General features: G+C 61.1%; 18 protein-coding genes. All 18 read left to right on the top strand.

The features are described from left to right. Window positions 1–37 precede the first annotated feature (37 nt). The 18 genes from groL to kdsB all read left to right on the top strand — a co-directional run bounded on the left by groL (window position 38) and on the right by kdsB (window position 25493). A complete protein-coding gene (gene groL / locus FJ404_08815; GenBank protein MBM3822969.1) occupies window positions 38–1675 on the top strand; it encodes a chaperonin GroEL in 1638 nt (545 codons plus the stop codon). 125 nt (window positions 1676–1800) lie between these two features. Continuing rightward, window positions 1801–2946, top strand: a complete 1146-nt coding sequence (locus tag FJ404_08810) for an RsmB/NOP family class I SAM-dependent RNA methyltransferase (GenBank protein MBM3822968.1) — start codon at window positions 1801–1803, stop codon at window positions 2944–2946. A 167-nt stretch (window positions 2947–3113) separates the two neighbouring features. Further along, window positions 3114–4511, top strand: a complete 1398-nt coding sequence (locus tag FJ404_08805) for a replication-associated recombination protein A (protein ID MBM3822967.1) — start codon at window positions 3114–3116, stop codon at window positions 4509–4511. Beyond that, entirely contained in the window at window positions 4508–5110 is a 603-nt protein-coding gene (locus tag FJ404_08800; GenBank protein MBM3822966.1) for a 5-formyltetrahydrofolate cyclo-ligase, read from the top strand. Before FJ404_08805 ends, FJ404_08800 begins: the two co-directional genes overlap by 4 nt. Beyond that, entirely contained in the window at window positions 5110–6663 is a 1554-nt protein-coding gene (gene rny / locus FJ404_08795) for a ribonuclease Y (protein MBM3822965.1), read from the top strand. The genes FJ404_08800 and rny overlap by 1 nt, the downstream gene beginning before the upstream one ends. 62 nt (window positions 6664–6725) lie before the next feature. Continuing rightward, window positions 6726–9005 carry a hypothetical protein gene (locus FJ404_08790; GenBank protein MBM3822964.1) on the top strand — a complete coding sequence of 760 codons (2280 nt, stop codon included), beginning with the start codon at window positions 6726–6728 and terminating at the stop codon, window positions 9003–9005. 21 nt (window positions 9006–9026) lie between these two features. Further along, window positions 9027–11015: a c-type cytochrome gene (locus tag FJ404_08785; protein MBM3822963.1), complete on the top strand. Its 1989-nt coding sequence runs from the start codon at window positions 9027–9029 to the stop codon at window positions 11013–11015. 265 nt (window positions 11016–11280) lie between these two features. Then, complete coding sequence (locus tag FJ404_08780) at window positions 11281–11685, top strand: GntR family transcriptional regulator (GenBank protein ID MBM3822962.1); 405 nt, start codon at window positions 11281–11283, stop codon at window positions 11683–11685. 2 nt (window positions 11686–11687) lie between these two features. Beyond that, window positions 11688–11969 (top strand): ATP-binding cassette domain-containing protein, encoded by a 282-nt coding sequence (locus FJ404_08775; protein ID MBM3822961.1) that lies wholly within the window; start codon window positions 11688–11690, stop codon window positions 11967–11969. A 225-nt stretch (window positions 11970–12194) separates the two neighbouring features. Then, window positions 12195–13217: a Gfo/Idh/MocA family oxidoreductase gene (locus FJ404_08770; protein MBM3822960.1), complete on the top strand. Its 1023-nt coding sequence runs from the start codon at window positions 12195–12197 to the stop codon at window positions 13215–13217. Between the two features lie 68 nt (window positions 13218–13285). Then, on the top strand, window positions 13286–13570 hold the full coding sequence (locus tag FJ404_08765) for a hypothetical protein (GenBank protein ID MBM3822959.1): 285 nt from the start codon (window positions 13286–13288) through the stop codon (window positions 13568–13570). A 643-nt stretch (window positions 13571–14213) separates the two neighbouring features. After that, complete coding sequence (locus tag FJ404_08760) at window positions 14214–15653, top strand: TolC family protein (GenBank protein MBM3822958.1); 1440 nt, start codon at window positions 14214–14216, stop codon at window positions 15651–15653. Then, window positions 15650–17413, top strand: coding sequence for an efflux RND transporter periplasmic adaptor subunit (locus FJ404_08755; protein ID MBM3822957.1), 1764 nt, complete (start codon window positions 15650–15652; stop codon window positions 17411–17413). Before FJ404_08760 ends, FJ404_08755 begins: the two co-directional genes overlap by 4 nt. After that, window positions 17410–20691, top strand: coding sequence for an efflux RND transporter permease subunit (locus FJ404_08750; GenBank protein MBM3822956.1), 3282 nt, complete (start codon window positions 17410–17412; stop codon window positions 20689–20691). The genes FJ404_08755 and FJ404_08750 overlap by 4 nt, the downstream gene beginning before the upstream one ends. After that, window positions 20688–21506: an HAD-IIB family hydrolase gene (locus FJ404_08745; protein MBM3822955.1), complete on the top strand. Its 819-nt coding sequence runs from the start codon at window positions 20688–20690 to the stop codon at window positions 21504–21506. The genes FJ404_08750 and FJ404_08745 overlap by 4 nt, the downstream gene beginning before the upstream one ends. A gap of 346 nt (window positions 21507–21852) precedes the next feature. Further along, window positions 21853–23676 (top strand): 2-oxoacid:acceptor oxidoreductase subunit alpha, encoded by a 1824-nt coding sequence (locus FJ404_08740; protein ID MBM3822954.1) that lies wholly within the window; start codon window positions 21853–21855, stop codon window positions 23674–23676. Window positions 23677–23734: 58 nt separating this feature from the next. Next, on the top strand, window positions 23735–24691 hold the full coding sequence (locus FJ404_08735; protein ID MBM3822953.1) for a pyruvate ferredoxin oxidoreductase: 957 nt from the start codon (window positions 23735–23737) through the stop codon (window positions 24689–24691). A gap of 52 nt (window positions 24692–24743) precedes the next feature. Beyond that, window positions 24744–25493, top strand: a complete 750-nt coding sequence (gene kdsB, locus FJ404_08730; protein ID MBM3822952.1) for a 3-deoxy-manno-octulosonate cytidylyltransferase — start codon at window positions 24744–24746, stop codon at window positions 25491–25493. Window positions 25494–25500 lie beyond the last annotated feature (7 nt).

Below are 25500 nucleotides of genomic sequence, written 5' to 3'. Positions count from 1 at the left end.
CAACTGAAACCGAACTCTCTCATCCCTCAACAGTACTATGGCAGCGAAACAACTTATTTTTGACGAAGCCGCCCGGCAGGCGCTTCTGCGCGGCGTGAACAAACTGGCTAAGGCCGTGGCGGCAACGCTCGGGCCGAAGGGCCGCAACGTCGTTCTCGACAAGAAATTCGGCTCCCCGACGGTGACCAAGGACGGCGTAACGGTCGCCAAGGAGATCGAGCTGGACGATCCGTACGAAAACATGGGCGCTCAGATGGTGCGCGAAGTCGCGAGCAAGACGAGCGACGCAGCGGGCGACGGCACCACCACCGCGACCGTGCTGGCCGAGGCGATTTATCGCGAAGGCTTGAAGTACGTGACCAGCGGGGCCAATCCGATTGGCATCCAACGCGGCATTCAGAAGGCGGTGGAAGCCGCGACCGAGCAGTTGGCGAAAGTCGCCAAGAAGGTCAAGGACAAGGAAGAAATCAAGCAGGTCGCGACGGTCTCGGCCAACTGGGACACGACGATTGGCGAGATCATCGCCGACGCGATGGACAAGGTCGGCAAGGACGGCACCATTACGGTGGAAGAAGCCAAGTCCATCGAGACGACGCTGGACGTGGTGGAAGGCATGCAGTTCGACAAGGGATATCTGTCTCCCTACTTCGTGACCAATTCCGAATCCATGGAAGCGAAGCTGGATGACGCCTACATCCTCATTTACGAGAAGAAGATCAGCAGTCTGAAGGATCTTCTGCCCGTGCTGGAGAAGGTGGCGCGCACCGGCAAGCCGCTCTTGATCATTGCCGAGGAAGTGGAGGGCGAAGCCCTGGCCACGCTGGTGGTGAACAAGCTGCGCGGCACGATCAACGCCTGTGCCGTGAAGGCGCCCGGTTTTGGCGACCGCCGCAAGGCCATGCTCGAAGACATTGCCATCCTCACGGGCGGCAAGTGCATCACCGAGGACCTCGGCATCAAGCTTGAGAGTCTGCAACTGGACGACCTCGGCCGCGCCAAGAGCGTGGTGGTGGACAAGGAAAACACCACCATTGTTGAAGGCAACGGCAAGTCCTCCGAGATCCAAGGCCGGGTGAATCAGATTCGCCGCCAGATCGAGGAGACCACCTCGGACTACGACCGCGAGAAGCTCCAGGAACGCTTGGCCAAGCTGGCCGGCGGCGTGGCGGTGATCAATGTCGGCGCCGCGACCGAAACCGAAATGAAGGAAAAGAAGGCGCGCGTGGAGGACGCTTTGCACGCGACCCGCGCTGCGGTTGAGGAAGGCATTGTTCCGGGGGGTGGCGTGGCGTTGTTGCGCTGTTTGCCGGCCATTGAGGCCCTCAAGCTGGAAGGCGACGAAGCGATTGGCGTGGAAATCGTCAAGCGCGCCGTGGAGTTCCCGTTGCGCGCGCTGGCGGGCAACGCGGGTGTCGAAGGCTCCCTCATTGTGCAGGAAGTCAAGAAGCGCAAGGGCAACGACGGTTACAACGTGGCCACCGGCGCTTACGAAGACCTCGTCAAGGCGGGCGTCGTGGATCCGAAGAAAGTGACCCGTTCGGCGCTGCAGAACGCGGCCTCGATCGCCGGTTTGCTCCTCACCACCGAATGCCTCATCACCGAAGTTCCCGAGAAGGAAAAGAAAGCTCCTCCGGCGGGCGGCGGCGGTCACGGCATGGGTGACATGGACTACTGATCCTGACTCCTTCGACGTTCGCCCCCTTCGCAGGGCGGAGAGAAGGCGTGAATTCAGCGAGGCCGGCGCAAGCCGGCCTCGCCTTTTTTTTGTCCCTGCCCCAAAAACGGTCCGTGCGACATCCCATGTCTTTTCGAAGCTCCAGAACTTCCGATTCCGACTTGGCGTTGGTCCTCCGGGTGCTGTCCGAATCCGGGCGCGGACATCCGGCGGACGCCGCGTTGCGGGAAGCGTTGCGCGAAGAACGGGGAATGAGTCCCGAGGCACGGGCCTGGGTCAGCCAGGCGGTGCATACCCACGCGCGATGGCGGGGGTTTCTCGAATCCCCGGTCCCGAGTCGAGAGAGCGTGCAGGAAGCGCTGGGCTGGGCGCGCCGCTCGGAGGAGAACCCGGGTGGTTTCGAGGAATCCGCCTTCGAGCGACATGCGGTGCCGGATTGGATCCACGCGCACTTGGATGCGGAGCCCGGGTGGTTTCGGGCTTTGCAGCGAGACCCGATGTTGTGGCTGCGCACGCCCCGCCGATGGACTTTGGAATTGCCACGGTGGCTGCCGGAGGTGAGTCCGGGGCCGCTGCCGGATTCCTGGCGTTATGAGGGGGAGCGCGATCTGTGGCGCGAGGAGGCCTTTCAGGAGGGCAAGTTTGAGATGCAGGATCTGTCTTCCCAGGGGGTGGGTTCGATCTGCGGAGCCCGCGCCGGCGAGACCTGGTGGGATGTCTGTGCCGGGGAGGGAGGCAAGACGCTGCATCTTTCCGACCTGATGGAAAGCCGCGGTTTGATCTGGGCCACAGACCGGTCCGAGCGGCGATTGCGCCGGCTGCGCATGCGCGCGGCGCGGGCCAGGGTTTTCAATTATCGAACAAGGACTTGGCTGGGGGAAGGGAAGCCGCCCATGAAGACTCTTTGCGATGGCGTGTTGGTGGATGCTCCTTGTTCGGGAGTCGGGACTTGGCAGAGGAATCCGCATGCGCGATGGGTGCTGGAACCGCGGGATATCGAGGAGTTGAGTGTCGTGCAGGCCAGATTGCTCCGTTGGGCATCGAGCCGGGTCAAACCGGGCGGGCGCTTGATTTACTCCGTATGCACCATGACACGGGCGGAAACCTGGGGAGTGGTGGATGCGTTTCAACGCGAGGTTCAGGGATTCGATCCGTGCGCGCAGGCGGATCCTTTCGACGCCCGCACCGAGGCCAGACCGGCCCGTTTTTTTTGGCCTCAGACGAACGGCGGAAACGGCATGTTTGTGGCGACGTGGAAAAGAAAAGATTGACCGCCGGGGGATGCGGACCAAACGAGTTGCGGCTCGAGTGAGGGGGAAACGGAGGGTGTGTTCGAAGGGATCCCGAGGATTCCCGGCAGGCTGGAAGGGTGGCCGTCGCGGAGGGCGCCCTGCCAGCACTTCCTTGCTATTTGCCGTTGGGATTTTAGCATGCAGGCATGAGCGCGGATGATCTGTTTGCAAGGAGCGGTGTGGAGCCGCCGGGGTCCACGGCCGGGCCTGGGCTGGATCCGAGGGAGGCTCCGTTGCGTCCGGCGCCGCTGGCGTCACGGATGCGTCCGCGGACGCTCGAGGAATTTGCCGGCCAGGAGCATTTGTTGGGGCCGGGCAAGTTGTTGCGCCGCGCGATCGAGGCGGACCGGATTCAATCCCTGATTCTGTATGGTCCGCCCGGCACGGGGAAGACCTCGCTCGCGCAATTGATCGCGTCGAAGACGCGGGCGAAGTTTGAACGGTTGAGCGGGGTGGAATCGAATGTGGCTGACATGCGCAGGGTTTTGGCGGCGGCGGCCAACCGCCTGGCGAACACGGGCCAGCCCACGCTGTTGTTCGTGGATGAAATTCACCGTTTCAGCAAGCCGCAGCAGGACGTGCTGCTGCCGGATGTGGAGGCCGGGGTGGTCAAGTTGATCGGTGCCACGACGCACAATCCGTTTTTCTTCGTCAATGCGCCGCTGGTTTCGCGCAGCCAGATTTTTGAGCTTCGCCCGTTGGAGGAAGGACCGTTGCGAGGACTGCTGGAGCGGGCCATTTCGGACCCCGAACGCGGGCTGGGAGCCATGGCGGTGGAGGCCGGGGCGGAGGCGCTGGCGCATTGGGCCAGGATCTCGGATGGTGACGCCCGCAAGGCTCTCAACGCGCTCGAGTTGGCGGCGTTGACGACGGCCAGGGACGCTGATGGGCGCGTTCGCATCACCCTTTCGATCGCGGAGGAGTGTATTCAAAAGAAGGCGGTGGTGTACGACGGCGATGGCGACGCGCACTACGACACGATTTCGGCGTTCATCAAATCGATGCGGGGTTCGGATCCGGACGCCACCCTCTACTGGCTCGCGAAGATGATTCACGCGGGGGAGGATCCGCGGTTTATCACCCGGCGGATCATGATTCATGCGGCGGAGGACGTGGGCTTGGCGGATCCCTTGGCGCTGGTGGTGGCTCAGGCTGCGCATGCGGCGGCGGAGTTCATTGGCTGGCCGGAGGCGCGGATTCCGGTGGCCGAGGCGGCGCTCTACATTGCGACGGCGAACAAGAGCAACAGTGTGGTGAAGGCGATCGACGCGGCCTTGGAGGACGTGCGAAACGGGCGCACGTTACCGGTGCCGCCCAGCTTGCGCGACGGCCATTACCAGGGCGCCAGCCGCTTGGGGCATGGGGAAGGGTATCAATATCCGCATGACTACGCGGGGCATCATGTGGCGCAGAATTACTTGGGGGCGGCGAGGCGATTTTACGAGCCGAGCGATCAGGGGCATGAGCGTAAAATACGAGAGCGGATGGAACATTGGAAAAAGGCGACGGGTGTTTCTTCCGCACCGGCTTCCTCGAAACGATGAGCGGCGCGACGGAGCATTCGGTGGTGGTGGCCAAGGCGGAGGCGCGCCAGGAGTCTCGCGCCCGTTTGGAATCGATGCCGGTGGCGGTGCGGGAGGAGGGTTCGAGAAGGATTGTGGCGGGAGTGCGAGCGCAGCCGATTTGGCGGGAAGCAAAGCGGGTGCTGTTGTTTGCGCCCATTCAACTTGAGCCAGACGTGCGGGGGCTTTGCGAGGTGGGTATGAAGGAGGGGAAACAGATTTGTTTGCCGCGCTGGGACGGGCGGGAGTATGTGGCGGCCTGGATGAAGAGGGGCTGGGCGGACTGTGTCGCGGGCCAGTTTGGCATTTTGGAGCCGTGCTCGGATGGTGAGACCCTTTCTTTGAACCCACTGGACTTGGTTTTGGTTCCTGGAATAGCGTGGACGCGATGCGGATTGCGCTTGGGCCGGGGGAAGGGGTATTACGACCGGCTTTTGGCGGCAACGGGCGGGATTCATTGCGGGGTGGCGTTTGACGAACAGGTTGTGGCGGAACTTCCGTTCGAGGCGCATGACGTCCGGGTCGAGTTTTTGTTCACCCCATCGGGGTGCTGGCGTTGCCGATCCGCGCAAGCCGATTGATGTCTGGATCGACCATGATGATTTGGGTGGGATGCGCCTCGTTCGCGGCGGGGGCCTTGGCTGTTTGGGCTTGGAGTTGGGCGCGCGGCAGGCAACGGGCGCGTGAATCGGAATTGGAAAGGGCGCGTTTGGCGGCCGAACACCAAGCCTCCTTGAAGGAGGCGAAGGCGGCGGGGTTGGCCGAGCAGCAAAAGTTTCGGGACGAACAGGATCGCCGCTGGTCCGAGCGCCAGCATGATTTGGACGAAGCGGGCCGAAGGCTGTCGGAGCGGGAGTGCCTGATGAACGAGCAATGGGCGCGGCTTCAGCGACAGCAAGAGGAATTGAAATCCGTCGAGCGGGAATGGACACGCCGGGCGCAAGACCAGAATGGCCACCAGAAAGCTCTGGACGAATTGGAAATCCAGTGGCGGGAGCGGATTGAGAAGGCCGCTCGGTTGAGCGCCACCGAAGCACGGAAGCAGTTGTTGGCCGATGTGGAGCGGGAAAGTTTGGGCGACGCGGTGGAGATCAGCCGTCGCATCGTGCGGGAGGCCAAGGCGCGGGCGGAAGACGAAGCTCGGCGGGTCATTGCGATCGCGATTCAGCGATACGCCGGGGAACACACCTTTGAGACCACCACGGCCACGGTGGCACTCCAGGGGGATGACATGAAAGGGCGCATCATCGGGAAGGAGGGGAGAAACATCCGAGCCTTTGAGCAAGCGACGGGGGTGACGGTCCTGATTGACGACACGCCGAACGCGGTGGTGCTGTCCAGCTTCGATCCGGTGCGGCGGGCGGTAGCCCGCGAGGCGATGAGGCTGTTGATTCTGGATGGGAGGATTCATCCCGGGCGCATCGAGGAAGTGGTGGGCAAGGTGAGCCAGGAGATGGACGAGACGATTGACCGTGCCGGGGAGGACGCGGTGACGCGGGCGGGAACGCAACCGTTGCATCCGGAGATCGTACGCAAATTGGGACGATTGCGATTCCGGTACAGTTTCACTCAGAACATCCTCGATCATTCGGTGGAGGTGGCTCGCTTGGCGGGGTTGCTGGCGGCGGAATTGGGGTTGGACGTTGAATTAGCGAGGAGAACGGGCTTGCTGCACGACATTGGCAAGGCGATGGAACAAGACGCGGAAGGTTCGCATGCGGCGGCCGGCGCGGCGTTTATTAAGCGCCACGGCGAGGCGGATGAGGTGGTGCAGGGAGTGGCTTCCCATCATGACGAGGTCCCGCACGTGGGACTTTATGGGATTCTGGCGAGTGCCGCCGATGCGATGAGCGCGTCCCGTCCCGGAGCGCGGTTGGAAACGATGACGACGTACCTGAAGCGGCTGGGGGATTTGGAGGAGATTGGGAAGTCCTTTCCGGGCGTGGAACGTTGTTTCGCGGTGCAAGCGGGGCGCGAACTGCGGGTGATTGTGCAGCCGGAAAGTGTGAACGACGCGCAGGCCCATATGATGGCACGGGGCATTGCGCGGAAGATCGAGGAGCAGTTGCAGTATCCGGGTCAAATTCGGGTCACCGTGATTCGGGAGAGCCGCTGCGTGGAATTTGCCAAGTGAGGCCGGGGGGGCGGGCGGTGCTTTTTTCAGGAACCTTTTCGCGCGGAGATTGTTGAATGGGAATGCACTTTTGGACGAAGCAGGCGAAGGGGTGGATCGGCATGGCCATGGGCGCCTGGACCGGGTTGGCGTTGGCGGCCGCGCCGCCGGTGAACGAGGCCTTGCTGCAATCGGACTTTCCGGTGCAGGCGGCGTGTGTCTCGGCGCCCCAACCTAAAGGCAATACCGCCATGAAGGGCTTGGCGATCCGGGTGGGGCCGAGGTCGTCGATGCTTTTCGACACGGAATTGATGCGCATGGCGGCCGGTTGGCGCGAGGGCTTTATCACCACGCACGGCGTGGCCTTCGACGGGCAGCATGGCGGGCATCCTTCGATCCACGGCGAGCAGGTCTTTGGCACGCCGGCGCTGCCGGGCTGGCTTGGGGAGAAAGACTCGCTGGCCGATCCGAGGACGGAGCCGTTCGGTCCGTTGCCGGGTGGTTGGGCGCGTTGGGACGGGCACTATGTCCATGGCCAAGATGTGGTGCTGACCTACACGGTGCGCGGCGCGAAGATTCGAGAACATCCCACCACGCAGTTTTTGGAAGGAGTGACTGGTTTCACGAGGAACATCGAGATTGACCAGACGCGAGAGGCCATGACGCTGGTGGTTTGCGAAGTGGAGGGAGGGGTTCCCTTCCAGAGTTCGTCGGGGCGGATGATCGTGTTTCAGCAAGAGGGGCAGGATGCGACCCGGGTGGGGGTGACGGGACTGCCTCAGGGCGGGAGTCTGGTTGCGGAAGGTCACCGCGCCTTGGTGAAGCTTCCGAAAGGTTTTTCAGGTTCGTTCAGGGTGGTGGTGTGGAAGGGGCCGAGGTCGATGGCCGGCAAGTTTGAGGCGCAACTGGAGGGTGAGGTGCGGGTGCCGATGGCGGGCAAGGGCGGGCCGGCGCGTTGGAAACATCAAATCATCACTCGAGGCGAGCTGGAAGCGAGTGCCACACCCGACGGCGCTTATGTTCTCGACCGGTTGACTCCGCCCACGGAAAACCCGTGGCGGCGGCGCGTGCGCTTTGGAGGGATGGATTTCTTCGCGGACGGGCGGCGGGCCGCGCTTTGCACCTGGGACGGGGACGTTTGGGTGGTCTCGGGAATTGACGATAAGCTGGAGAACCTGACGTGGACGCGATACGCGTCCGGGCTTTACGAGACGCTGGGATTGGTCATTGTCAACGATGTGATTTATGTGTCGGGCCGGGACCAAATCACCCGGCTGCACGACTTCAACCGGGATGGGGAGGCTGATTATTATGAGAATTTTTGCAATCTCTACACCTCCACGGAGGGGTTTCACGAGTTTGTCTTCGACTTGCAGCGCGACCGGGCGGGGAACTTTTATTTCGCGAAGGCGGCGCCGGTGAGGCCGGGCGGGAGTGGATTTGAGCGGATCGCGGCCCACAACGGGACCCTTTGCAAGGTGTCTCCCGATGGAAGCAAGTTGGAAGTGGTTGCCACAGGCTTTCGTGCTCCGAACGGCATTGGGGTGCGGGCCGACGGCCAGTTGACGACGGGAGACAATGAGGGGACGTGGATTCCAAGTTGTCCGGTGAATTGGATCAAGCCGGGTGGGTTTTATGGAGTGGAGCACGTGGCCCAGCGCAAACCGGTGCCGGAGTTCGATCCGCCGTTGTGCTGGCTTTCCCGCAACGGCTGGGACAATTCAGGGGGCGGGCAAGTTTGGGTCACCAGTGAGCGCTGGGGACCCTTCCGCGACGAACTGTTGCACACTTCCTACGGGGAGTGCGCCTTGTATCTTGTCATGCGGCAGCAGGTCGGGGAGCGTATGCAGGGAGGGGCCGTGAGGATTCCGTTGAAGTTCTCCTCCGCGGCGATGCGTCCGAAATTCAATCCGGCGGACGGCCAGTTGTACGTCGCGGGAATGCAAGGGTGGCAGACCAAGGCGGCGCGGCTGAGCGGTTTCGACCGGGTTCGTTACACGGGCAAGCCTGTGTATTCCGTCCAAGGTTTGCGGGTGGATCAGAAGGGAGTGCACTTGACGTTCACCCAGCCGCTGGACCGGGCGTCGGCCGAGGGCGCGGAGAATTATAACGTGCAACGATGGAATTACCGGCGCTCCCTCAATTATGGTTCCATGGAATATTCCGTGGCTCATCCGGAAAAGACCGGACGTGACGCGATGGTGGTGAAATCCGCGCGGCTTTCGGAGGATGGCAAGACCGTGACGCTGTCGTTGGAGGACCTTAAGCCGGTGATGCAAATGCAGGTGAAGTTCGCCCTCCGAGCCGCAGACGGATTCGAGTTGAATCAGGAAGTCTTGCACACGGTGCATGTGGTTCCCTGAGAGGGGCGGAGCGCGCCGGGAATGAGGATGAATTCAAGACGCGACTCCACGCGGAGGAACATGCTGTTGGGATGGCTGGTAGGCGCCTTCGTCGCGTGGTGTTCGGGGTGGGCGGCGGATTTGAAGCCGGGATTGGAGGTGTCCTTTCGATCCCTCGCCGGGGAGGGTCGTGATATCGAGTCTCGGCCGACCGTGGAGTTGTTCGTGCCCGCTGGCGAGACGCCTTCGCCCTTTGTGGCACCGGGGTTGGTGGAGGCTGAGTGGCGGGGTCTGATCTCGGTGGACTTGCGCGCTGATTTTCGCTTTCAGTTCGAAGCGAGGGGCCCGGTGCGGTTGGAGATCAACGGCAAGCTGGTTCAGGAATTGGAGGCGGATGGGGATGCGCCTTCATTGCCCGCGAGCAACACGGTTCGCTTAGGCAAAGGAACGAACTCGTTTCGGGTGCAGTGGAGACGACCGAACGCCGGCGATGGATGGGTGAGGTTGTTTTGGTCCAATCGGGACACGCCTCCCGGGCCGGTGCCCGCGTCCGCCTTCTCGCACGCGCCGAGTCCCGAGGTGGAGTCCGATGAGGTTCGGCGGAAAGGCCGTGACTTGTTCCTCGAGCTGCGGTGTGCGAGTTGCCATGAGGGCCACGGGCCGGGTCAACCTGCCGACCTGCGCATGGGCGCTCCGACATTCGACGGGATCGGGTCGCGGCGGGGGCCATCATGGATGAGGGACTGGATATTGGACCCGAAAAAGCATCGACATTCAGCGAGGATGCCCAAGATCTTTCAAGGTGAACGCGCCGCGGAGGAGGCGGAATCGGTGGCTCGATATTTGGCGAGTTTGACGGATTCCGCAAAAACGGCGGCTGGTGCAGCCGAGCCGAGCGGAGACGCCGGGCAGGGGGAAAAACTTTTTGGCACTTTGCATTGCGGGTCTTGCCACTCGGTACCTGGTGAGGCCGAGGTGGAGGGAGGCAAGTTGAGTTTGCGAGACGTGCGGAGGAAATTCCCCGGACGATCCTTGCGTGATTTCCTGATGCGACCCGAGGCGCACTATGATTGGATTCGCATGCCGAATTTTCATTTGAGCGTCGAAGAGGCCGCGGCGTTATCGTCCTTTTTGCTCACCAAGGCGGGCGGAAGTGACGCGAACACATTGCAGGCAGACGCTGGTGGCGGCGTGGATCGAGGGCGGCGCTTGGTGCAGGATCGAGGATGTTTGCAGTGCCACAAAACGAGGAAGGATGACGGGGTGCGGTCCAACGTTTTCAAAAAAGTGGTGAATTGGGAGTCCGGATGTTTGTCGGAGCGTCCACCCTTGGCGGCACCGGACTTCGGGTTGGTAGGTGACGCGCGAGACTCATTGCGCGAGTTCGGCAAGCGCATGGCGGGTTCGCTCAACCGTCAGGTGGCCGCGGACTTTGCGAGGCGGCAGGCGCGGGAACTGCAGTGCCGCGAGTGCCATGGGAAGGTGGAAGGCTGGCCGCCGTTCGAAAGGCTCGGGGAGAAGATCAATCCGGAGTATGTGGAAGCGATGTTAGCCGGCGTTGTGAAGGAGAAGCCCCGGCCGTGGCTGGAGGGTCGGATGCCGTCGTTTCCGGCGCGGGCAAGCCTGCTGGCGAAGGGATTGGCGCATGGGCACGGGCTTGGCGGGCGCTCGGCGATTGAACCTGATCCTGACGCGGAGCTGGTGAAAACGGGGGCGAAGCTTGTCTCGGCCGCGGGTGGCTTTTCATGCACCAGTTGCCACAGCGTGGGGAGCATGGTAGCCACGCAAGTGTTCGAGGCGCCGGGAGTCAATTTGATTTTGAGCGGAAGCCGCTTGCGCAAAGATTGGGTGCTGCGGTGGCTGCGCAATCCGTTGTCGATCGACCCAACTTCGAAGATGCCCGTGTACTTTGACGAGGAGGGGAAAAGTCCTTTGACGGAGATCTTGGATGGGGATGGGACGAAGCAACGGGAAGCGATCTGGCAGTATTTGCGCTTGGGATCGCGCATGCCCGCGCCGCCTGTGCCGTAAAACGGGAAACGGCCACCGAGTCTCCGTGAGAGCGCAAGTTGGAGCCAAGCCCACGCATCGATCAAGTTCTGTGCCGCGAGGCATTGCGCGGGTGAGATAAGTTACGTTTTTTGACGGCGTAGAATTGGCCGGATTGGAAGCTGGGGGATTGGGGAAATGATTCCGGATTGCGATCGCGGGTCCATCCGCTTGAGAGGTTCTCCATCTTGAAAAGCTAAAAAAGATGTAGCCAGCTTACTGTGTATGGTGTATATATACAGTAGTTATGGCTGATCACCGTATCTTCTTGCCGCCGCTCTCGGCGGCGGCGCCGGGACCGCTCTATCAACAGATCGTGGACGGTCTCAAGCGCGAGGTAAGTTCCGGGCGGTTGCCAGGGGGTACTGCCCTGCCTTCGTTCCGGGCGTTGGCTCAGGATCTCATGGTCAGTGTGATCACGGTCAAGCGCGCCTACGAAGATCTCGAGCGCGAAGGGATTATCCTCCGCCGACAGGGATTGGGTACTTTCGTTGCTGAAGGGGGAGAGGATCGCGGGCGGCAGGCCAAACTGGCCCATGCGTCGTCACTCTTTGCCGAAGGCTGCCGTGAGGCATCGGACGCCGGGCTCAAGCGGGTGGAAATTGAAAATATTTTCAGGGAAGCCCTCAAAAAACTCAAAGAATCCTCATGACTATGAATGCGATTGAGATCAGAGGCATTGTTAAGTCTTACGAAAAGTTCAAACTCGGCCCGATCGATCTGGACGTGCCGGAAGGCTCCATTTGCGGCCTGATCGGCCCCAACGGATCCGGCAAAACCACGCTTCTGGAACTGATCTTCGGCCTGGGAATTGCCGAGGCTGGCTCCATTCGCGTCCGCGGAACAGGGATCTCATACAGGCATTCTCCTTTGGGGGAGCGCGGCTGGGTCGGAGACCAGCCGCAGCCTGAGGACAGGCCGGGATACTCCAGATGATTCAACGTGCTGCGGCGGGTCGAAGGACGACCCGGCCGCGCTCCGGTGTAAAATGAGAACGACTGCACTTCACAATTCAACCATGGACACGGGGTCATTGCAGAACGGTGTCCGGGCCGGACATGAAATGGTGCGAGAAGGACACCAGAAATCCCCCGCACCGCCGCACGTGGTGGTCGCCACAGACGCCTTGCTTCGAGGTGGTTCGTGCGGCATGGTCGAGGCATGTTCCGATCGTTTTCGTTGCCTTCGACTTGGTTTCGACTTCTTCTCATGACCATGAGTGTCCCGACTGCCGTGACTTCCGTCTCGACCGCCGCCGAAATCCGCGTGGGCATGGTGGGACTCGATACGTCCCATGCCACGGCTTTCACGAAGTTGATGAACGACTCGACGGCGAAAGGATACACGCCCGGGACCAAGGTGGTGGCCGCGGTCAAGGGGGGCAGCCGCGACATTCCCTCCAGCTGGGATCGGGTTGAGGGGTACACTCAGGAATTGATCCAGACCTACGGGGTCGAGATGGTTCCCACCGTCGAAGAGCTCTGTCGCAAGGTCGATGCGGTCATGATTGAAAGCGTGGACGGGCGTCCGCATCTGGAGCAGGCCCGGCCCGCGTTTCAGGCCGGGAAGAAGCTCTTCATCGACAAACCGCTGGCGGGTTCACTTCGGGACGCCATTGAGATCTATCGTTTGGGCAAAAGGACCCGGGTGCCCTGGTTCACCTCGTCTTCCTATCGTTTTTATCTCAGCATGGCCGACGTTCGAAAGGCGAACATTGGCGCAATCCGCAGCGCGATCTCTTACGGACCTTCCCACAAGGAGCCCCATCATCCTGATTTTTATTGGTACGGCATTCACCCGGCCGAAGCGCTCTACACGATTTTGGGACGCGGATGTGAAGTGGTGACGCGCTCGGCCACCGAGGAGACGGATGTGGTCACGGGAACTTGGTCTGAAGGCCGAACGGGTGTGCTGGTCGGGTTGCGTACCGGAGCCACGCCCCACAAGGTCATTGTGTTTGGCCGTCAGGGTGTGGCCGAGCAAAAGGGGAGCGGGGATTATGCGCCCCTGGTGGCCGAAATTGTGAAGTTTTTCCAGACCGGTGTCCCTCCCATTCCACCCGAGGAAACCATTGAGCTCATGGCCTTTATGGAAGCAGCCGACGAAAGCAAACGTCAGGGAGGCCGTCCGGTGAAGATGGAGGACGTGCTGCGCCAGCACGGATGGCGCTTCGACGCCGAATGAAGAAAAAGCATGCCTTTTCCGTCCGTAAGGGATAGAGTTTTGTTTGAACTGAAACATTTGAATTGACTATGAAAACCATCACGACCCTGATTGCCCTGGCCCTGATCGCCTCGATCTCTTTGGTGCAAGCCGCCGACAAAGCGGGCAAAGCCAAGGAAAAGGTGAAGGCTTATCCACTTAAGACCTGCGCTGTTTCAGACGAAAAATTGGGTGACATGGGGGATCCCTATGTGTTCGAGCACGAAGGTCAGGAAATCAAGCTGTGCTGCAAATCGTGCATGAAGGATTTCAAGAAGGACTCGGCGAAAATCATGAAAAAGATCGCCAAGGCCAACAAGAAATCCGCGAAGTAATCAAGAGGAGCGGTTCTGTTCGAACCGTTCCGCTCCTAATGGAGCCCGGCGGGTGCTCTGCCCGGGAGAGCGTTATTTGCTCCACGGGAACATTTCCTCCTTCGAATGCGGCCTGCGTTGACATGGATCCGTTTGAGGTCCGCGATGTTCTGCTTGATGCTGATCACGCAGTTCGTCGCCGCCTTGTTCGGGTCCACCTTCCGAACTTCAGGTGAAGATGTCGGTGAGGCTTGCTCGGATCGTTCCTGCTGCCTTCCCGTCGAGTGCGCTTGTTGTGTTACCCCGGTCTCCCTTCCCCATTCTTCACCTGTCCCCAATCCTTCCGGAGTTCCGTCTCCGACTTCCTCTGCGAAGGAATTTCCCAGTCAGCCGCCAAGCGAATGCCTGGTGGGTGGGACACCCCGGGACGAGGTCTCGGACGGCTTGGCCCTGCCCGCGCGGAGCGTCGGCAAACCTGACCGGCTCTACTCCCGATACTGCGTCCTTCTTCTCTGAGCTTCTGACCGTTCGTACCCGCGTTGTGTCCTGAGTGCGGCATCTTTGCCGGCTTGGGACGCTCCCCAATCCCTTCATTCGCGTGCGTTCCTGCCGACTTGGGGTTGGGAATCCTCTTCGCCCCTCGGACACGAAAACGATAGAAGTTATGAAAGTCTTTTTAGCCGGCGTGATTGCCGGAATCTGCTGCTCCCCGGCATTCCCTCAGGAATGGATCGAACCCGGTTCCTTGAGGAGCAACGGGCCGCCGGTCCAAGTGACCGCGCTGTTCGTGGCGGAACTCACGGCGGCTGCCCGGTCGAACAGTCCGGCTCTTCGGGCCGCGGACGCCCGATTCCGCAGCGGAGAGGCGGATGCGGCTGCCCTCCGCACCTGGGATGATCCGGTCCTTTCACTTGGGGGCGCCGTGGGTCGGAAACGCACGGAGGATCTGGTCTTCGAGACGATGTCCAGTGCTGGCCCCGCTTACCACTCCGCGCGGTTGGAAATGGGATTCAACGCGAGCGAAGAGGGGGACTTGATTTATGGATTGGAGCAGAAGCTTCCGCTTTTCGGGAAGGCGAAACGGGCGCGGGCCTGGAAGCTGGCCGAGGCGGAGGCGTTGGGAACGAGATCCGACGCTGCCTTTCAAGAGATCCGCAAGCAAGCGGCGGTATTGATTTTCGCCATCGCGCTTTCGGATCGGATTTCGTCGATCGACGGGGAGGAGCAGTCCTGGCTGGAGCGGCAGATCGAGGTGGCGCAGGAACGTCTGCGCGCGGGTTCGGGGGGGCTGGCAGAGATCAACAAACTGCGGAGTGAAAAGGATCAATGGGAGCAACGGCGGCGAGTCGAGATGCAGCGGGGCGACCAGCTTCGTTCGGAATTGAACCGGCGGCTGGGTCGGTCCGTGGGAGCGCCTTTTCCAGAGCTGCGGCTTCCGGAATTGTGGCCGGCGTTGCGGGATCACCGGCGCTTGCTGAATCTGGCCTTGAGGGACGATCCGAGAATCCTCATGTCGCGTTCCGAAAGCGTTGCCGCCCTCGCCCGGGTAGAGGCGACGCGCCGGTCGCGGCGGCCCGACGTGGCCCTGGGGATTGAAGGACGTCAATTCAGTGGAGACGGCACGTTTCGCGAGGGCATGTTTACGGCATCGATGAACATCCCCTGGTTCAATCGCGCCCGTTACGAAAAGGACTTCGCTCGCGACGCGGCGCTGGCTGAAGCCGCCGAGCTCCAGATCCGGCAGAGCGAACTCGAAGTCGAGGCCGAGATCACCAAGTTGACGCGGGGCATTGACGCGGCACGCAGGGAAGCGCAGCTCAGCCGCGAGATTCTGCTTCCGCGAGGACAGCAATCGGTGGACTCGGCCCGTTCCGCCTGGATATCCGGCGCGGGTAACTTAGCCATGGTCTTGGAATCAAGACGCATGTTGTTCGAGGCTTTGCGCATGGAGGCTCGAGGGGTCAGCGAGCAATGGACGCTGCTTTCCGAGCTCGCCCTCTGCTGTGGTGTCGGGGACTTGGAAGCCCTGGCCATGATCGAGGAAGGCAAAACCCCGCCGCTCGTCCTCGAGCGTGAGGGCACCAAGAAGGAGACAAAACCATGAAAGTCAAAATCGCGCTCAGTTGGCTGGTGGTCGCCATGGTTTCTTCAGCGATCACATGGCAATGGATGGCGAGGAGCAAAGCGCCTGCCCGCCCCGAATCCGAGTCCTCCGCGGGACGCAAACTTAAATTCTTCCAGAGCCCCATGCACCCGTGGGTCACCTCACCCAAGCCGGGGAAATGCACCGTTTGCGGCATGGAACTGGTCCCGGTCTATGAAGGCGACACGGGTTTCACCCAGGAACCTGACATGGTTGTGCTCGGTCCGGGATCCACGCAAACGATGCACGTCCAGGTGGGAGAGGTGGAGCGGAAACCCTTGCGGAAGACGCTTCGCGTTGCCGGTGTGGTGGAGGACGACGATACCCGGCACCGCTTCATCTCCGCCACGGTGGATGGGCGCATCGATCGATTGATGGTGAATTATGTCGGCGCCGAGGTGGAGGCAGGAAAGCCGCTGGCCGCGCTTTTCAGTCCCGTGCTGCTCAAAGCGGAACGGGAGTTCATCCTGTTGACACGTTCTCCACGCACGGCCGATTCCGAAACGCTGCTTTCCGCCGCCCGCACCCGGCTCAAGCGGCTGGGATTGTCCGAGGCCGCCATGGCCGCGCTTGCCGACAAGGCTGAGGACGAAACCACCAGCCTGATTCTTGCTCCGGAGACAGGCACCGTCGTCAACCGCTTCGTTTATGAGGGTCAATATGTGAAGGAGGGGGACAAGCTTTTCGAGACGGCGGATTTCTCGACCATGTGGTTCAAGTTCGAGGTGTATGAGAAAGACCTCCCCTGGATTCAACCGGGCCAGGAAGTGGAGGTTTCGCTGCCGTCGCAGCCGGGCCGACTGTTTTCCGGAGTCGTGCGATTTCTTGATCCCAACGCCAATGAAATGACCCGGAGCTTGAGGGCACGGGTGGAGTTGCCGAACCCCTTGGTGGAAGAAGGCGGCCCTCGCAGGCGGGCTTTGATGCATCGCGTCTATGCCGAGGCGGTGGTGCGACTCTCCGCCCCCGAAGTGCTGGCGGTTCCGCGGACCGCGGTTCTGGCGACCGGGCAAGACCCGGTCGTGTATCTTGAACGCGAGGAAGGCGTGTATCAGGCGCGGCGTGTTCGTTTGGGGCGGTTGGGCGACGAGGTCTGGGAGGTCCTGGAGGGGCTCGAACCTGGAGATCGCGTCGTGCTGCAAGGCAACCTCATGATCGACGCTCAGGCCCAACTCAATCAAATCACCCAGCCGAGGGATCAAGCGGAGGAAGGCTCAAGCCCGGATCCCGCAGCCAGGAAGTCCGAGAGCGCCACGGACAAAGCCAAGCTGGACGCGGCGGCGTTGGAATCGGTCGAAGCGATCTTGGATGTGGCATCCGGGCTGGCTGAGACCCTGGCGGCCGATGATCTCGCGCGTTTTGTCGAGGCCGCGAAAACGGCTCCGCAGCGAGCGCTCGCCTGCGCCGAGCTCCTCAAGGGACAAACCGGTTGGGAAGAGGTGGAAAGCCGGCTGCGACAAGTCGGTGCTTGGAGTTCATCCACGACCCTGGTGGATGCCCGGAAGCAGTTTTACGCGCTGGCCGAAGCGGCGGCGGAGGCGGCTCGGGCGCTCAAACGGTCTGGCACGGGGAGGCCGGTGAAGGTGTTTCGCTGCCCGATGACGAAGAGCGCTTTTCCGGGCGCGCCTCGATCGGCGGTTTGGATTCAGCGATCCGGACCGATCCGGAATCCCTATTTTGGCGCCGAGATGCTCGATTGCGGCGCGGAGGTCACTCGATGATCAAGCGGCTTCTCAACGCATCCCTCGAGAATCGGTTTCTTGTCGTGGTGGGCGTGCTGCTGGTGACCGCTTGGGGGACTCGCGCGCTCCTGCGGACCCCGGTGGATGCCATCCCGGATTTGAGCGAGAACCAGGTGATCGTCTTTGCCGATTGGCCTGGGCAAAGCCCGAAAGACGTCGAGGATCAAGTCACCTATCCTTTAACTTCGAATCTGCGCGGACTGGCCGGTGTGAAGTCCGTGCGGGCGAACTCCATGTTCGGTTTCTCGCTCGTCACGGTCATTTTTGAGGACCGCATCGACAATTACTTCGCGCGTTCCAGAGTGTTGGAGCGGCTCAATTACCTCACCGACACACTTCCGAAGGGGGTCGTGGCGAGGTTGGGTCCGGATGCGACTGGCTTGGGCTGGGTTTATCAGTATTACCTGGACGTGGATCCCAGGAAAGCGCCTGAGGGTGGATTGGATTTGGGCCGGTTACGATCCATCCAGGACTGGTTCGTCCGTTATCAATTGGGAGCGGTGCCGGGGGTGGCCGAAGTCGCGAGCGTGGGCGGGTTCGTGAGGCAATACCAAGTGGAAGTTTCCCCCACGCGCTTGCGGGCGGCGGGCATTCCCCTGCGAGAGGTGCTAATGGCGGTGGAGCGCGCGAATCTGAACGTGGGCGGGAAGGTGATCGAGGAGAACGGCATGGAATTCGTCGTGCGAGGCCTCGGGTTGTTCCGGGCGGAACGGGCCAAGGCGGAACTCGAGCGCACGGTTTTGATGCAGACCAATGGAGCGCCGATTTATCTGGGCGACGTGGCCACGGTGCAGCTCGGCGGAGATTTTCGACGTGGCACCCTTGACGTGGACGGGCGGGAGGTGGTGGGCGGGATCGTGGTCATGCGGACCGGGGAGAACGCCCGGGATGTGATTCGTCGCGTCCAGGCCAAGATTGATGAGCTGGCGCCCGGATTGGAGAAGGAAGGGGTCAGGATCAAGTCCTTTTATGACCGGAGCGGTCTGATCGACCAGACGATTGATACATTGAGGAGAGCCCTGCTCGAGGAGATGTTGCTGGTGACGCTGGCGCATGTGCTCTTCCTGTTTCATTTCCGGAGCATTCTCATTGTCACCCTGCCTCTGCCCCTGTCGATTCTCATCGCGTTCGGGTTCATGGAAGTGTTTCACGTCAGTTCCAACATCATGTCCCTGGCGGGCATCGCGATTGCCATCGGAGTGCTGGTGGATGCGGCCATCGTATTGACGGAAAACGTGATTCGGCATTGTGAGCAAGCCGAGCATGAGAAGGGGAGGCGATTGACCGCGCTGGAGACGCTCGAAGTGACTCGGGCAGCGTCCCACCAGGTGGGACGACCCATTTTCTTCGCGATGGTGATCATCATTCTGGCTTTCGTCCCGGTTTTCGCAATGACCGGCAAAGAGGGAAAACTCTTTCATCCGCTGGCCTACACCAAGACATTCGCCATGATCGGATCCACCATTCTGGCCGTGACCGCGGTGCCCATGCTCTGTGCCTGGCTGGTGCGGGGGCCCTTCCACGCGGAGGATCGGAATTGGATCATGCGTTTCTTGATGGCCCTTTACGATCCCTGCCTGAGGCTGGCTTTGGGGTGGCGGAAATCGGTTGTGTTTCTCGCCGCGGGGGTGCTGGCGGTGGCGGTGACGATGGTCACGGGATTGCCTCGATCCGTCATCGAGCGCATGGAGAAAGGGGGCTTGGGGCCGCTGGCGGGGGTGTTCGGGGGTTTTGGACGCGAGTTCATGCCGCCGTTGAACGAGGGGTCGCTGCTCTTCATGCCGGTGCTCTTGCCCAGCACCTCGTTGACCGAAGTGAAGCGGATCATGTCCTGGCAGGATCGTGTGATTCGGGCCTTCCCGGAAGTTTCGTCGGTGGCGGGCAAATTGGGCCGGGCCGAGACCGCCACGGATCCTGCCCCCGTTGAGATGATTGAGACGACCATCATGCTCAGGCCCGAGTCGGAATGGCCGGTCGATGCAACGACGGGCCGGCGCAAAACCCGCTCCGAGCTGGTTTCGGCCATGATGGAGAAACTGTCGGTGGTTCCGGGATATGTTCCTGGATTCCTCCAGCCCATCGAGAATCGAGTCTTGATGATCAGCACCGGCATTCGCGCGCAGTTGGGGGTGAAGATCCTGGGGGACGACCTGGATGCGTTGCAAAAAAAGGCGTTTGAGGTTGAGCAGGTGGTGCGCTCGGTTCGCGGCGCCGTTGGGGTGGCCCCTTCGCGGGTGCAGGGCAAGCCTTACCTTGAAGTGGAAGTTCAACGTGAAGCCATGGCGAGGTATGGACTGCGGGCGGCGGACGTGCTGGAGATGGTGGAAGCGGGATTGGGTGGGAGGACTGTGACCACCCTCATCGACAAGCGGGAACGCGTGCCGGTGCAAGTGAGAGTGGAGCGGTCTTCGCGCGATGATTTGGAGCGTCTGGGAGATCTGCCGGTGCCGATAGCCTCGGGCGGGAGTGTGCCGCTCGGCCAGGTAGCCCTGATTCGGCGCGTATTGGGGCCGAGCGAAATCGCCAGCGAGAACGGGCGCTTGCGCGTTTTTGTGCAGGCCAACGTGCAGGATCGGGATCTGGGCGGTTTTGTCAGCGAAGTGCGCCGGCGGATTGAGAGCGAGATTCTCCCTCAATTGCCCGCCGGCATGACGCTTGAATACTCCGGTGAATTCGAAGATTTGTTGCGGGCCGGCCGGACGCTTTGGGTCGTAGTGCCCACTGTGCTGGGCATCATCTTTGTCTTGCTTTATCTTGTCTATCGCTCGGCGAAAGAAGCCGCGCATGTCATTCTGGCGGTTCCTTTCGCGCTGACCGGAGGTGTTTTTCTGCAGAAGATGATGGGTTATCCCTTCAGCGTCGCGGTTTGGGTGGGATACATAGCCCTCTTTGGCACCGCGATTCAAACCGGTGTCGTGATGGTTGTTTATCTGGAGGAAGCGCTGGCCAAACGAAGACGTGAAAAGGGCGGGGATTTTTCACGGGCCGATTTAACGGCGGCGGTGATCGAAGGAGCCAAGCTTCGGCTGCGGCCCAAGGTCATGACCGTCGCGACCATTGTGGCGAGCCTGCTGCCGATCATGTGGAGCGAACAAACGGGGTCGGAAGTGATGAAGCCGCTGGCCACACCCGTCATCGGCGGCATGATCAGCAGCCTCCTCCACATCCTGATCGTCACGCCCGTGCTCTTCGCCTGGATGCGCGAAAAGGAAGATCGTCTTCCTCACGAATCGAGCGTATCACTGACGCCGCCATGACTCATTCCATGGACGAGCGGTGTCGCAAAGCGGCGGAGCAGATGCGACTCCTATCCACCGATTTCGACGGCACGCTGTATGCCGAGTTCGAGCCCGTTCCCGTGGCTCCCGAGGCGGAGTCCCTCCTGGGGGACCTGCAACGAGCCGGGTCCCTTTGGGCCATCAACACCGGGCGTGATTTGTCGAGCCTGGTGGAAGCGATGGGACGTTCGGGTTTAAGGCCCCGTCCGGACTACCTCGTGGTGGTTGAGCGTGAAATCTACCGTCATGACGGGGCTCGGTATGTGGCGTGGGAAGAGTGGAATCGGGAATGCACGAAGGCTCATCGCGAGCTATTCGCGCGGCTGCGTCCGGAGGTCCCGCGCCTCGTCTCTTGGATGGAAAACCGATTTCCCGTGACGGTGTACGAGGATCCCTACTCTCCACTCTGTGTGATCGCTCAAGGTCAGGAAGCGACTGACGCCATCGAAGCCGAGCTGCAGCATTTTGCCGAGGGACTACCCGGGCTCATGGTGGTGCGCAACGATGTGTATTTGCGGTTCAGCCATGAGCGTTATCACAAGGGTTCAGCCCTTTCGGCGATCGCGGAACGGCATGGGATCGGGGCGGACGCCACCGTCGCGGCCGGGGATCATTTGAATGATCTTCCGATGCTGGCGCGGGACCGGGCCGCGATGCTGATTGCGCCGGGGAACGCGGTGGAGGCTGTGAAAGAGCGGGTGAGATCCCAAGGGGGATACGTGAGCACGCAGACTTGCGGCCGGGGATTGGCCCGCGGTTTGGAGGCGTGGATGGACCGCGTCCTCAGGCCGTAGGGGTGGCGGGTTGATCGCGTCATCTTGCGGGCGTCGGTGTTCTCCGGTGATCCTCTTGTCCCGCCTGAACGGTCCGAACTGCTATCACTCAGGACGAATGTTTCGATCCGTTTGCATGAATTCGTCTAATAGTCCGTGGATCCGGCCTGCCCGCCGGGCTTCGAGAAATAGTTATAACCTTATGGATAAGTGGATTTCTATGAGGTGTTTACGCCAAAAAAAACTCCTTGTTGAAAGTGGATTCAATGTTAGATTGTTTGGACGTGTTCGGTTGTGGATCCTTGGAAAGAGAGGGTCTGGCGATTCGAGCTTGAAGGTAGATCAGCAGAGTTAATCTAACAATTTCATGAGTGAAGTGACGACGGGCGCGGTTTCGGCGGGTGGGTCTGCGGGGGTTTCCCAGATCCAGGAGGCGGTGATCCGCATTGCGGGGAATTCGCAGGACGGCATTCAGGCCATTGGCGGTTTCCTGGCTCGTTTGGCGGGACGCAGTGAGCAGGAGGTCATGACCTTCATGACGATTCCCTCCACGATTTCGGGCGGGCCATCCATTTTTCAGGTGCGCATTGGCACGGGCGAGGTGTTGAGTTCGGGCGACGAAGCCGACGTGCTTCTCGCCTTCTATCAGCATTCGTATGAGGAGCACATCGCGTTTGTCAAGAAGGGTGGCATTGTGTTGTACGATTCCGACCATGTGCAGCCTGCCGAGGAGTCGCAGAAGCATTACCGGCATGTGGGCGTGCCGATTTCCGGGCTGACGGTGGAGGCCATCGGTGGCACGGCCAAAGACAAGGGGAAGAACATTTTTGCGCTGGGGTTGCTTGCCAAGATGTTTGATTTGAATGTGTCCAAACTCGAGAAGTTGATTCACGAGCGATTCACGGGCAAGGACACGAGCGTGGCGTCCAATGCGCTCACGGCCTTTCATGCCGGCTACACTCATTCGCTGGGGGGCATTCTTGAAACCTTCCGTTTTCTGGACGCGCAGAAGCGTGAAGGCCAGCAGATGGTGATGAACGGCAATGAGGCGCTGGCCTATGGCCTGATCGCCGCGGGGGTGCGCTTTGGGGCCGGATATCCCATCACTCCCTGGTCCGATATCATGGAGCTGCTGCGGCGCGAATTGCCGAAGTACGGCGGCCTCTTTGTGCAGTGCGAGGATGAGATCGCATCCGTCTCCATGGCGCTCGGGGCCAGTTACGCGGGTCGCGTGGCGGTGACGGGTTCGAGCGGCCCTGGCATTTCGTTAAAAACGGAAGCCATTGGATGGGGAGTCATGGCGGAAATGCCGCTGGTGGTGGTGGATGTGCAGCGGGGAGGGCCTTCCACGGGCATGCCGACGAATGTGGAGCAATCGGATCTCCAGATCGCTTGTTTTGGAGGCCATGGCGACTCGCCCCGGGTGGTGCTGGCCCCGGCCAACGTTGAGGATTGCTTTTATGTTGCCCTTGACGCGGTGAACATCGCGCGGAAATACAGCGTGCCCGTTTTGATCCTGACGGATCAGGCCATCGCGACGCGCATCGAGGCGTTTCCCGCCCCTGATTTGGAGAAGCTTTGCCAGAACATATCGCCTGATCTGACACCGGTGACGGATCACCGGCCTTATGATTTGAAGGCCCCGGACGGCATTACGCGGCACATTGCGCCGGGCACCCGCATTGCCAGCGGCAAGTATCCCATTGTGACGGGGCTTGAACACGATGAGCTTGGGCATCCCACGGGATCGCCCAAGCTGCACACGGCGATGACGGCGAAGCGGCGTCGAAAACTTCAGGCGCTTGCGGCGGAGCTTCCGGCTCCGACGCTCTATGGACCGCCGGAGGGGAACATCCTCCTGGTCGGCTGGGGATCCACTCAGGGCCCGATTCGCGAGGCGGTGGATCGAGCGCGGGGTGCGGGAGACAGCGTCTCGGCGCTGCATATCAAGTATCTCAATCCGTTGCCCCACGGCATCGACACCGTGTTCGCGGGTTTCAATCACGTCTATGTCGTGGAGATGAACGACGAGGGATTGTATGGATACGGGCAGCTCGCGGCTTTGTTGCGAGCGCGTTTCGCGGATCCCAAAATTCGCGGCTTGAACAAATCCGACGGGCTGACCTGGAAAGTGCGCGAAATCCTGGATCGCGCGAAGACGGCCGTGAGCGAGGGCATGCGCAAGCTTTGAATCCCGCTCCTTGTTTATTGCGACGAGCACAACCTACCCATTGACCCCTAATTTGCTGATGAGCTCCACGGTTCTCTCCATTCACGATTTGCCCCGCACCAGTGAAGCCGCCCGTATTCCCGCCCCGCCGGTGGTGGATGCGGAGCGGAAAGGTTTGACGAAGAAGGAAATCGCCGCCGATCACCCCACGTGGTGTCCCGGGTGCGGGGATTTCTCGGTTCTCGCCCTCTATTTCAAGCTGATTGAAAAGCGGAAGATTTGGCATGAGAAGGTCACGACCGTTGCGGGCATTGGCTGCTCGAGCCGGTTCCCTTACTTCGTGCAAGCCCACGGCGCCCACTTCATCCATGGTCGCGCGCTGCCTTTCGCCAGCGGCATTTCGCTGTCGCGTCCCGATCTGCATGTTTTCGTGTTCGGGGGTGACGGCGACGCGTTCTCGATCGGGGGCAACCATTTCAACCATACCGCCAGGAAGAACATCAAGATGACGTATGTGGTGATGGACAACTGGGTTTACGGGTTGACCAAGAAACAGACCTCACCCACCTCGCCGCAGGGATTCAAGAGCAAGACCGACGTCTGGGGGGCGGTGGATCAGCCGATCAACCCGATGAAGCAGGCGATCTCCGCCGGCGCCACCTTTGTGGCCCGCACCACGCACACCAATCCCAATCACGTGCTGCAAATGATGGAAGCGGCGATGGATCACGACGGGTTCAGTTTCATCGAGTGCCTCAGCGAATGCGTTGAGTTCTACGAGGGTGCCTTCGACGCTTCCAACCCGCGCAAGGGCGGCCAGTTTTTAACCGTCCCGGCGGAGCATGATGTGACGGACGAAATGGCGGCGTATCGGCTGGCGGAAGAGCCGTTTCCGGGCCACTTCGGAATCTTTTACCGCGCTCAGCGCACGACCAAGAACGCGGCGGAAGCCAAGATCATCGCCTCGCATCAGGAAAAGGTGCAGGGATTGAAGGATTGGCAAATACTTCAAAAGAGCTTCGATCGATTGAAGTAACCCAGGCGCGCCACGAGAGCGGAATCCCCGTGGCGCGGCAGGATCGGAACCGATGCAAGTTCTCGGCGTTCTCCCGGCCCGTTACGCCTCCACGCGCTTCCCCGGCAAGCCGCTGGCGCTCATCGCCGGAAAGTCTTTAATCCAGCGTGTCGTGGAGCGCTGCCGTCTCTCGCGGCGGCTGGCGGACGTGGTGGTGGCGACGGATGATGTTCGCATTCGGGATCATGCTTCCGCCTTTTGCCGCGTGGAAATGACGCGCGGGGACCACCCCAGCGGCACGGACCGGGCGGCCGAAGTCGCCTCGCGCCTGGATTACGAGGCGGTTGTGAACATCCAGGGGGATGAGCCGTTGATGGATCCCGCGACGATTGATCGCGTGGCAGAGGCGTTGGAACGCTGCGAAATGTCCACCGCGGCCGTTCCGATTCGAAGCGAGGGTGACTACGCGAGTCCCCATGTCGTGAAAGTCGTTGTGGACCGTTTCGGCCGCGCCTTATACTTTTCCCGCCGCACGATTCCTTATCTGCGTGATGCGGACAGCCGGCCACAGGGCGAGCAGTTGGCGGCATTTCCGTTTTTGAAGCATCTCGGCATTTACGGTTATCGTCGGGCAACCCTGCTCGATCTGGTTCGGTGGCCTGTTTCCTCGCTCGAGGCCGCGGAGAAGCTGGAGCAATTGCGAGCGCTGGAACACGGTTTGAACATTGAGGTGGTGCGGGTGGAGCAGGACAGCATCGGCGTTGATGTGCCTGAGGATGTGGTCCGGGTTGAGCGTTTGCTGGCCCAGTCCAGCGGTGTTTAAGCCGCCT

The sequence above is a fragment of the Verrucomicrobiota bacterium genome (assembly GCA_016871495.1).
Taxonomy (GTDB): Bacteria; Verrucomicrobiota; Verrucomicrobiia; order Limisphaerales; family VHDF01; genus VHDF01.
Note: the sequence above shows the minus strand (reverse complement) of the source record. Positions and strands in the feature narration are given on the sequence as shown.

Bases quoted from the DNA above. Each gene is read 5' to 3' on its own strand.
- groL (MBM3822969.1), top strand. From the start codon at position 38: ATGGCAGCGAAACAACTTATTTTTGACGAAGCCGCCCGGCAGGCGCTT.
- FJ404_08810 (MBM3822968.1), top strand. From the start codon at position 1,801: ATGTCTTTTCGAAGCTCCAGAACTTCCGATTCCGACTTGGCGTTGGTC.
- FJ404_08805 (MBM3822967.1), top strand. From the start codon at position 3,114: ATGAGCGCGGATGATCTGTTTGCAAGGAGCGGTGTGGAGCCGCCGGGG.
- FJ404_08800 (MBM3822966.1), top strand. From the start codon at position 4,508: ATGAGCGGCGCGACGGAGCATTCGGTGGTGGTGGCCAAGGCGGAGGCG.
- rny (MBM3822965.1), top strand. From the start codon at position 5,110: ATGTCTGGATCGACCATGATGATTTGGGTGGGATGCGCCTCGTTCGCG.
- FJ404_08790 (MBM3822964.1), top strand. From the start codon at position 6,726: ATGCACTTTTGGACGAAGCAGGCGAAGGGGTGGATCGGCATGGCCATG.
- FJ404_08785 (MBM3822963.1), top strand. From the start codon at position 9,027: ATGAGGATGAATTCAAGACGCGACTCCACGCGGAGGAACATGCTGTTG.
- FJ404_08780 (MBM3822962.1), top strand. From the start codon at position 11,281: ATGGCTGATCACCGTATCTTCTTGCCGCCGCTCTCGGCGGCGGCGCCG.
- FJ404_08775 (MBM3822961.1), top strand. From the start codon at position 11,688: ATGAATGCGATTGAGATCAGAGGCATTGTTAAGTCTTACGAAAAGTTC.
- FJ404_08770 (MBM3822960.1), top strand. From the start codon at position 12,195: ATGTTCCGATCGTTTTCGTTGCCTTCGACTTGGTTTCGACTTCTTCTC.
- FJ404_08765 (MBM3822959.1), top strand. From the start codon at position 13,286: ATGAAAACCATCACGACCCTGATTGCCCTGGCCCTGATCGCCTCGATC.
- FJ404_08760 (MBM3822958.1), top strand. From the start codon at position 14,214: ATGAAAGTCTTTTTAGCCGGCGTGATTGCCGGAATCTGCTGCTCCCCG.
- FJ404_08755 (MBM3822957.1), top strand. From the start codon at position 15,650: ATGAAAGTCAAAATCGCGCTCAGTTGGCTGGTGGTCGCCATGGTTTCT.
- FJ404_08750 (MBM3822956.1), top strand. From the start codon at position 17,410: ATGATCAAGCGGCTTCTCAACGCATCCCTCGAGAATCGGTTTCTTGTC.
- FJ404_08745 (MBM3822955.1), top strand. From the start codon at position 20,688: ATGACTCATTCCATGGACGAGCGGTGTCGCAAAGCGGCGGAGCAGATG.
- FJ404_08740 (MBM3822954.1), top strand. From the start codon at position 21,853: ATGAGTGAAGTGACGACGGGCGCGGTTTCGGCGGGTGGGTCTGCGGGG.
- FJ404_08735 (MBM3822953.1), top strand. From the start codon at position 23,735: ATGAGCTCCACGGTTCTCTCCATTCACGATTTGCCCCGCACCAGTGAA.
- kdsB (MBM3822952.1), top strand. From the start codon at position 24,744: ATGCAAGTTCTCGGCGTTCTCCCGGCCCGTTACGCCTCCACGCGCTTC.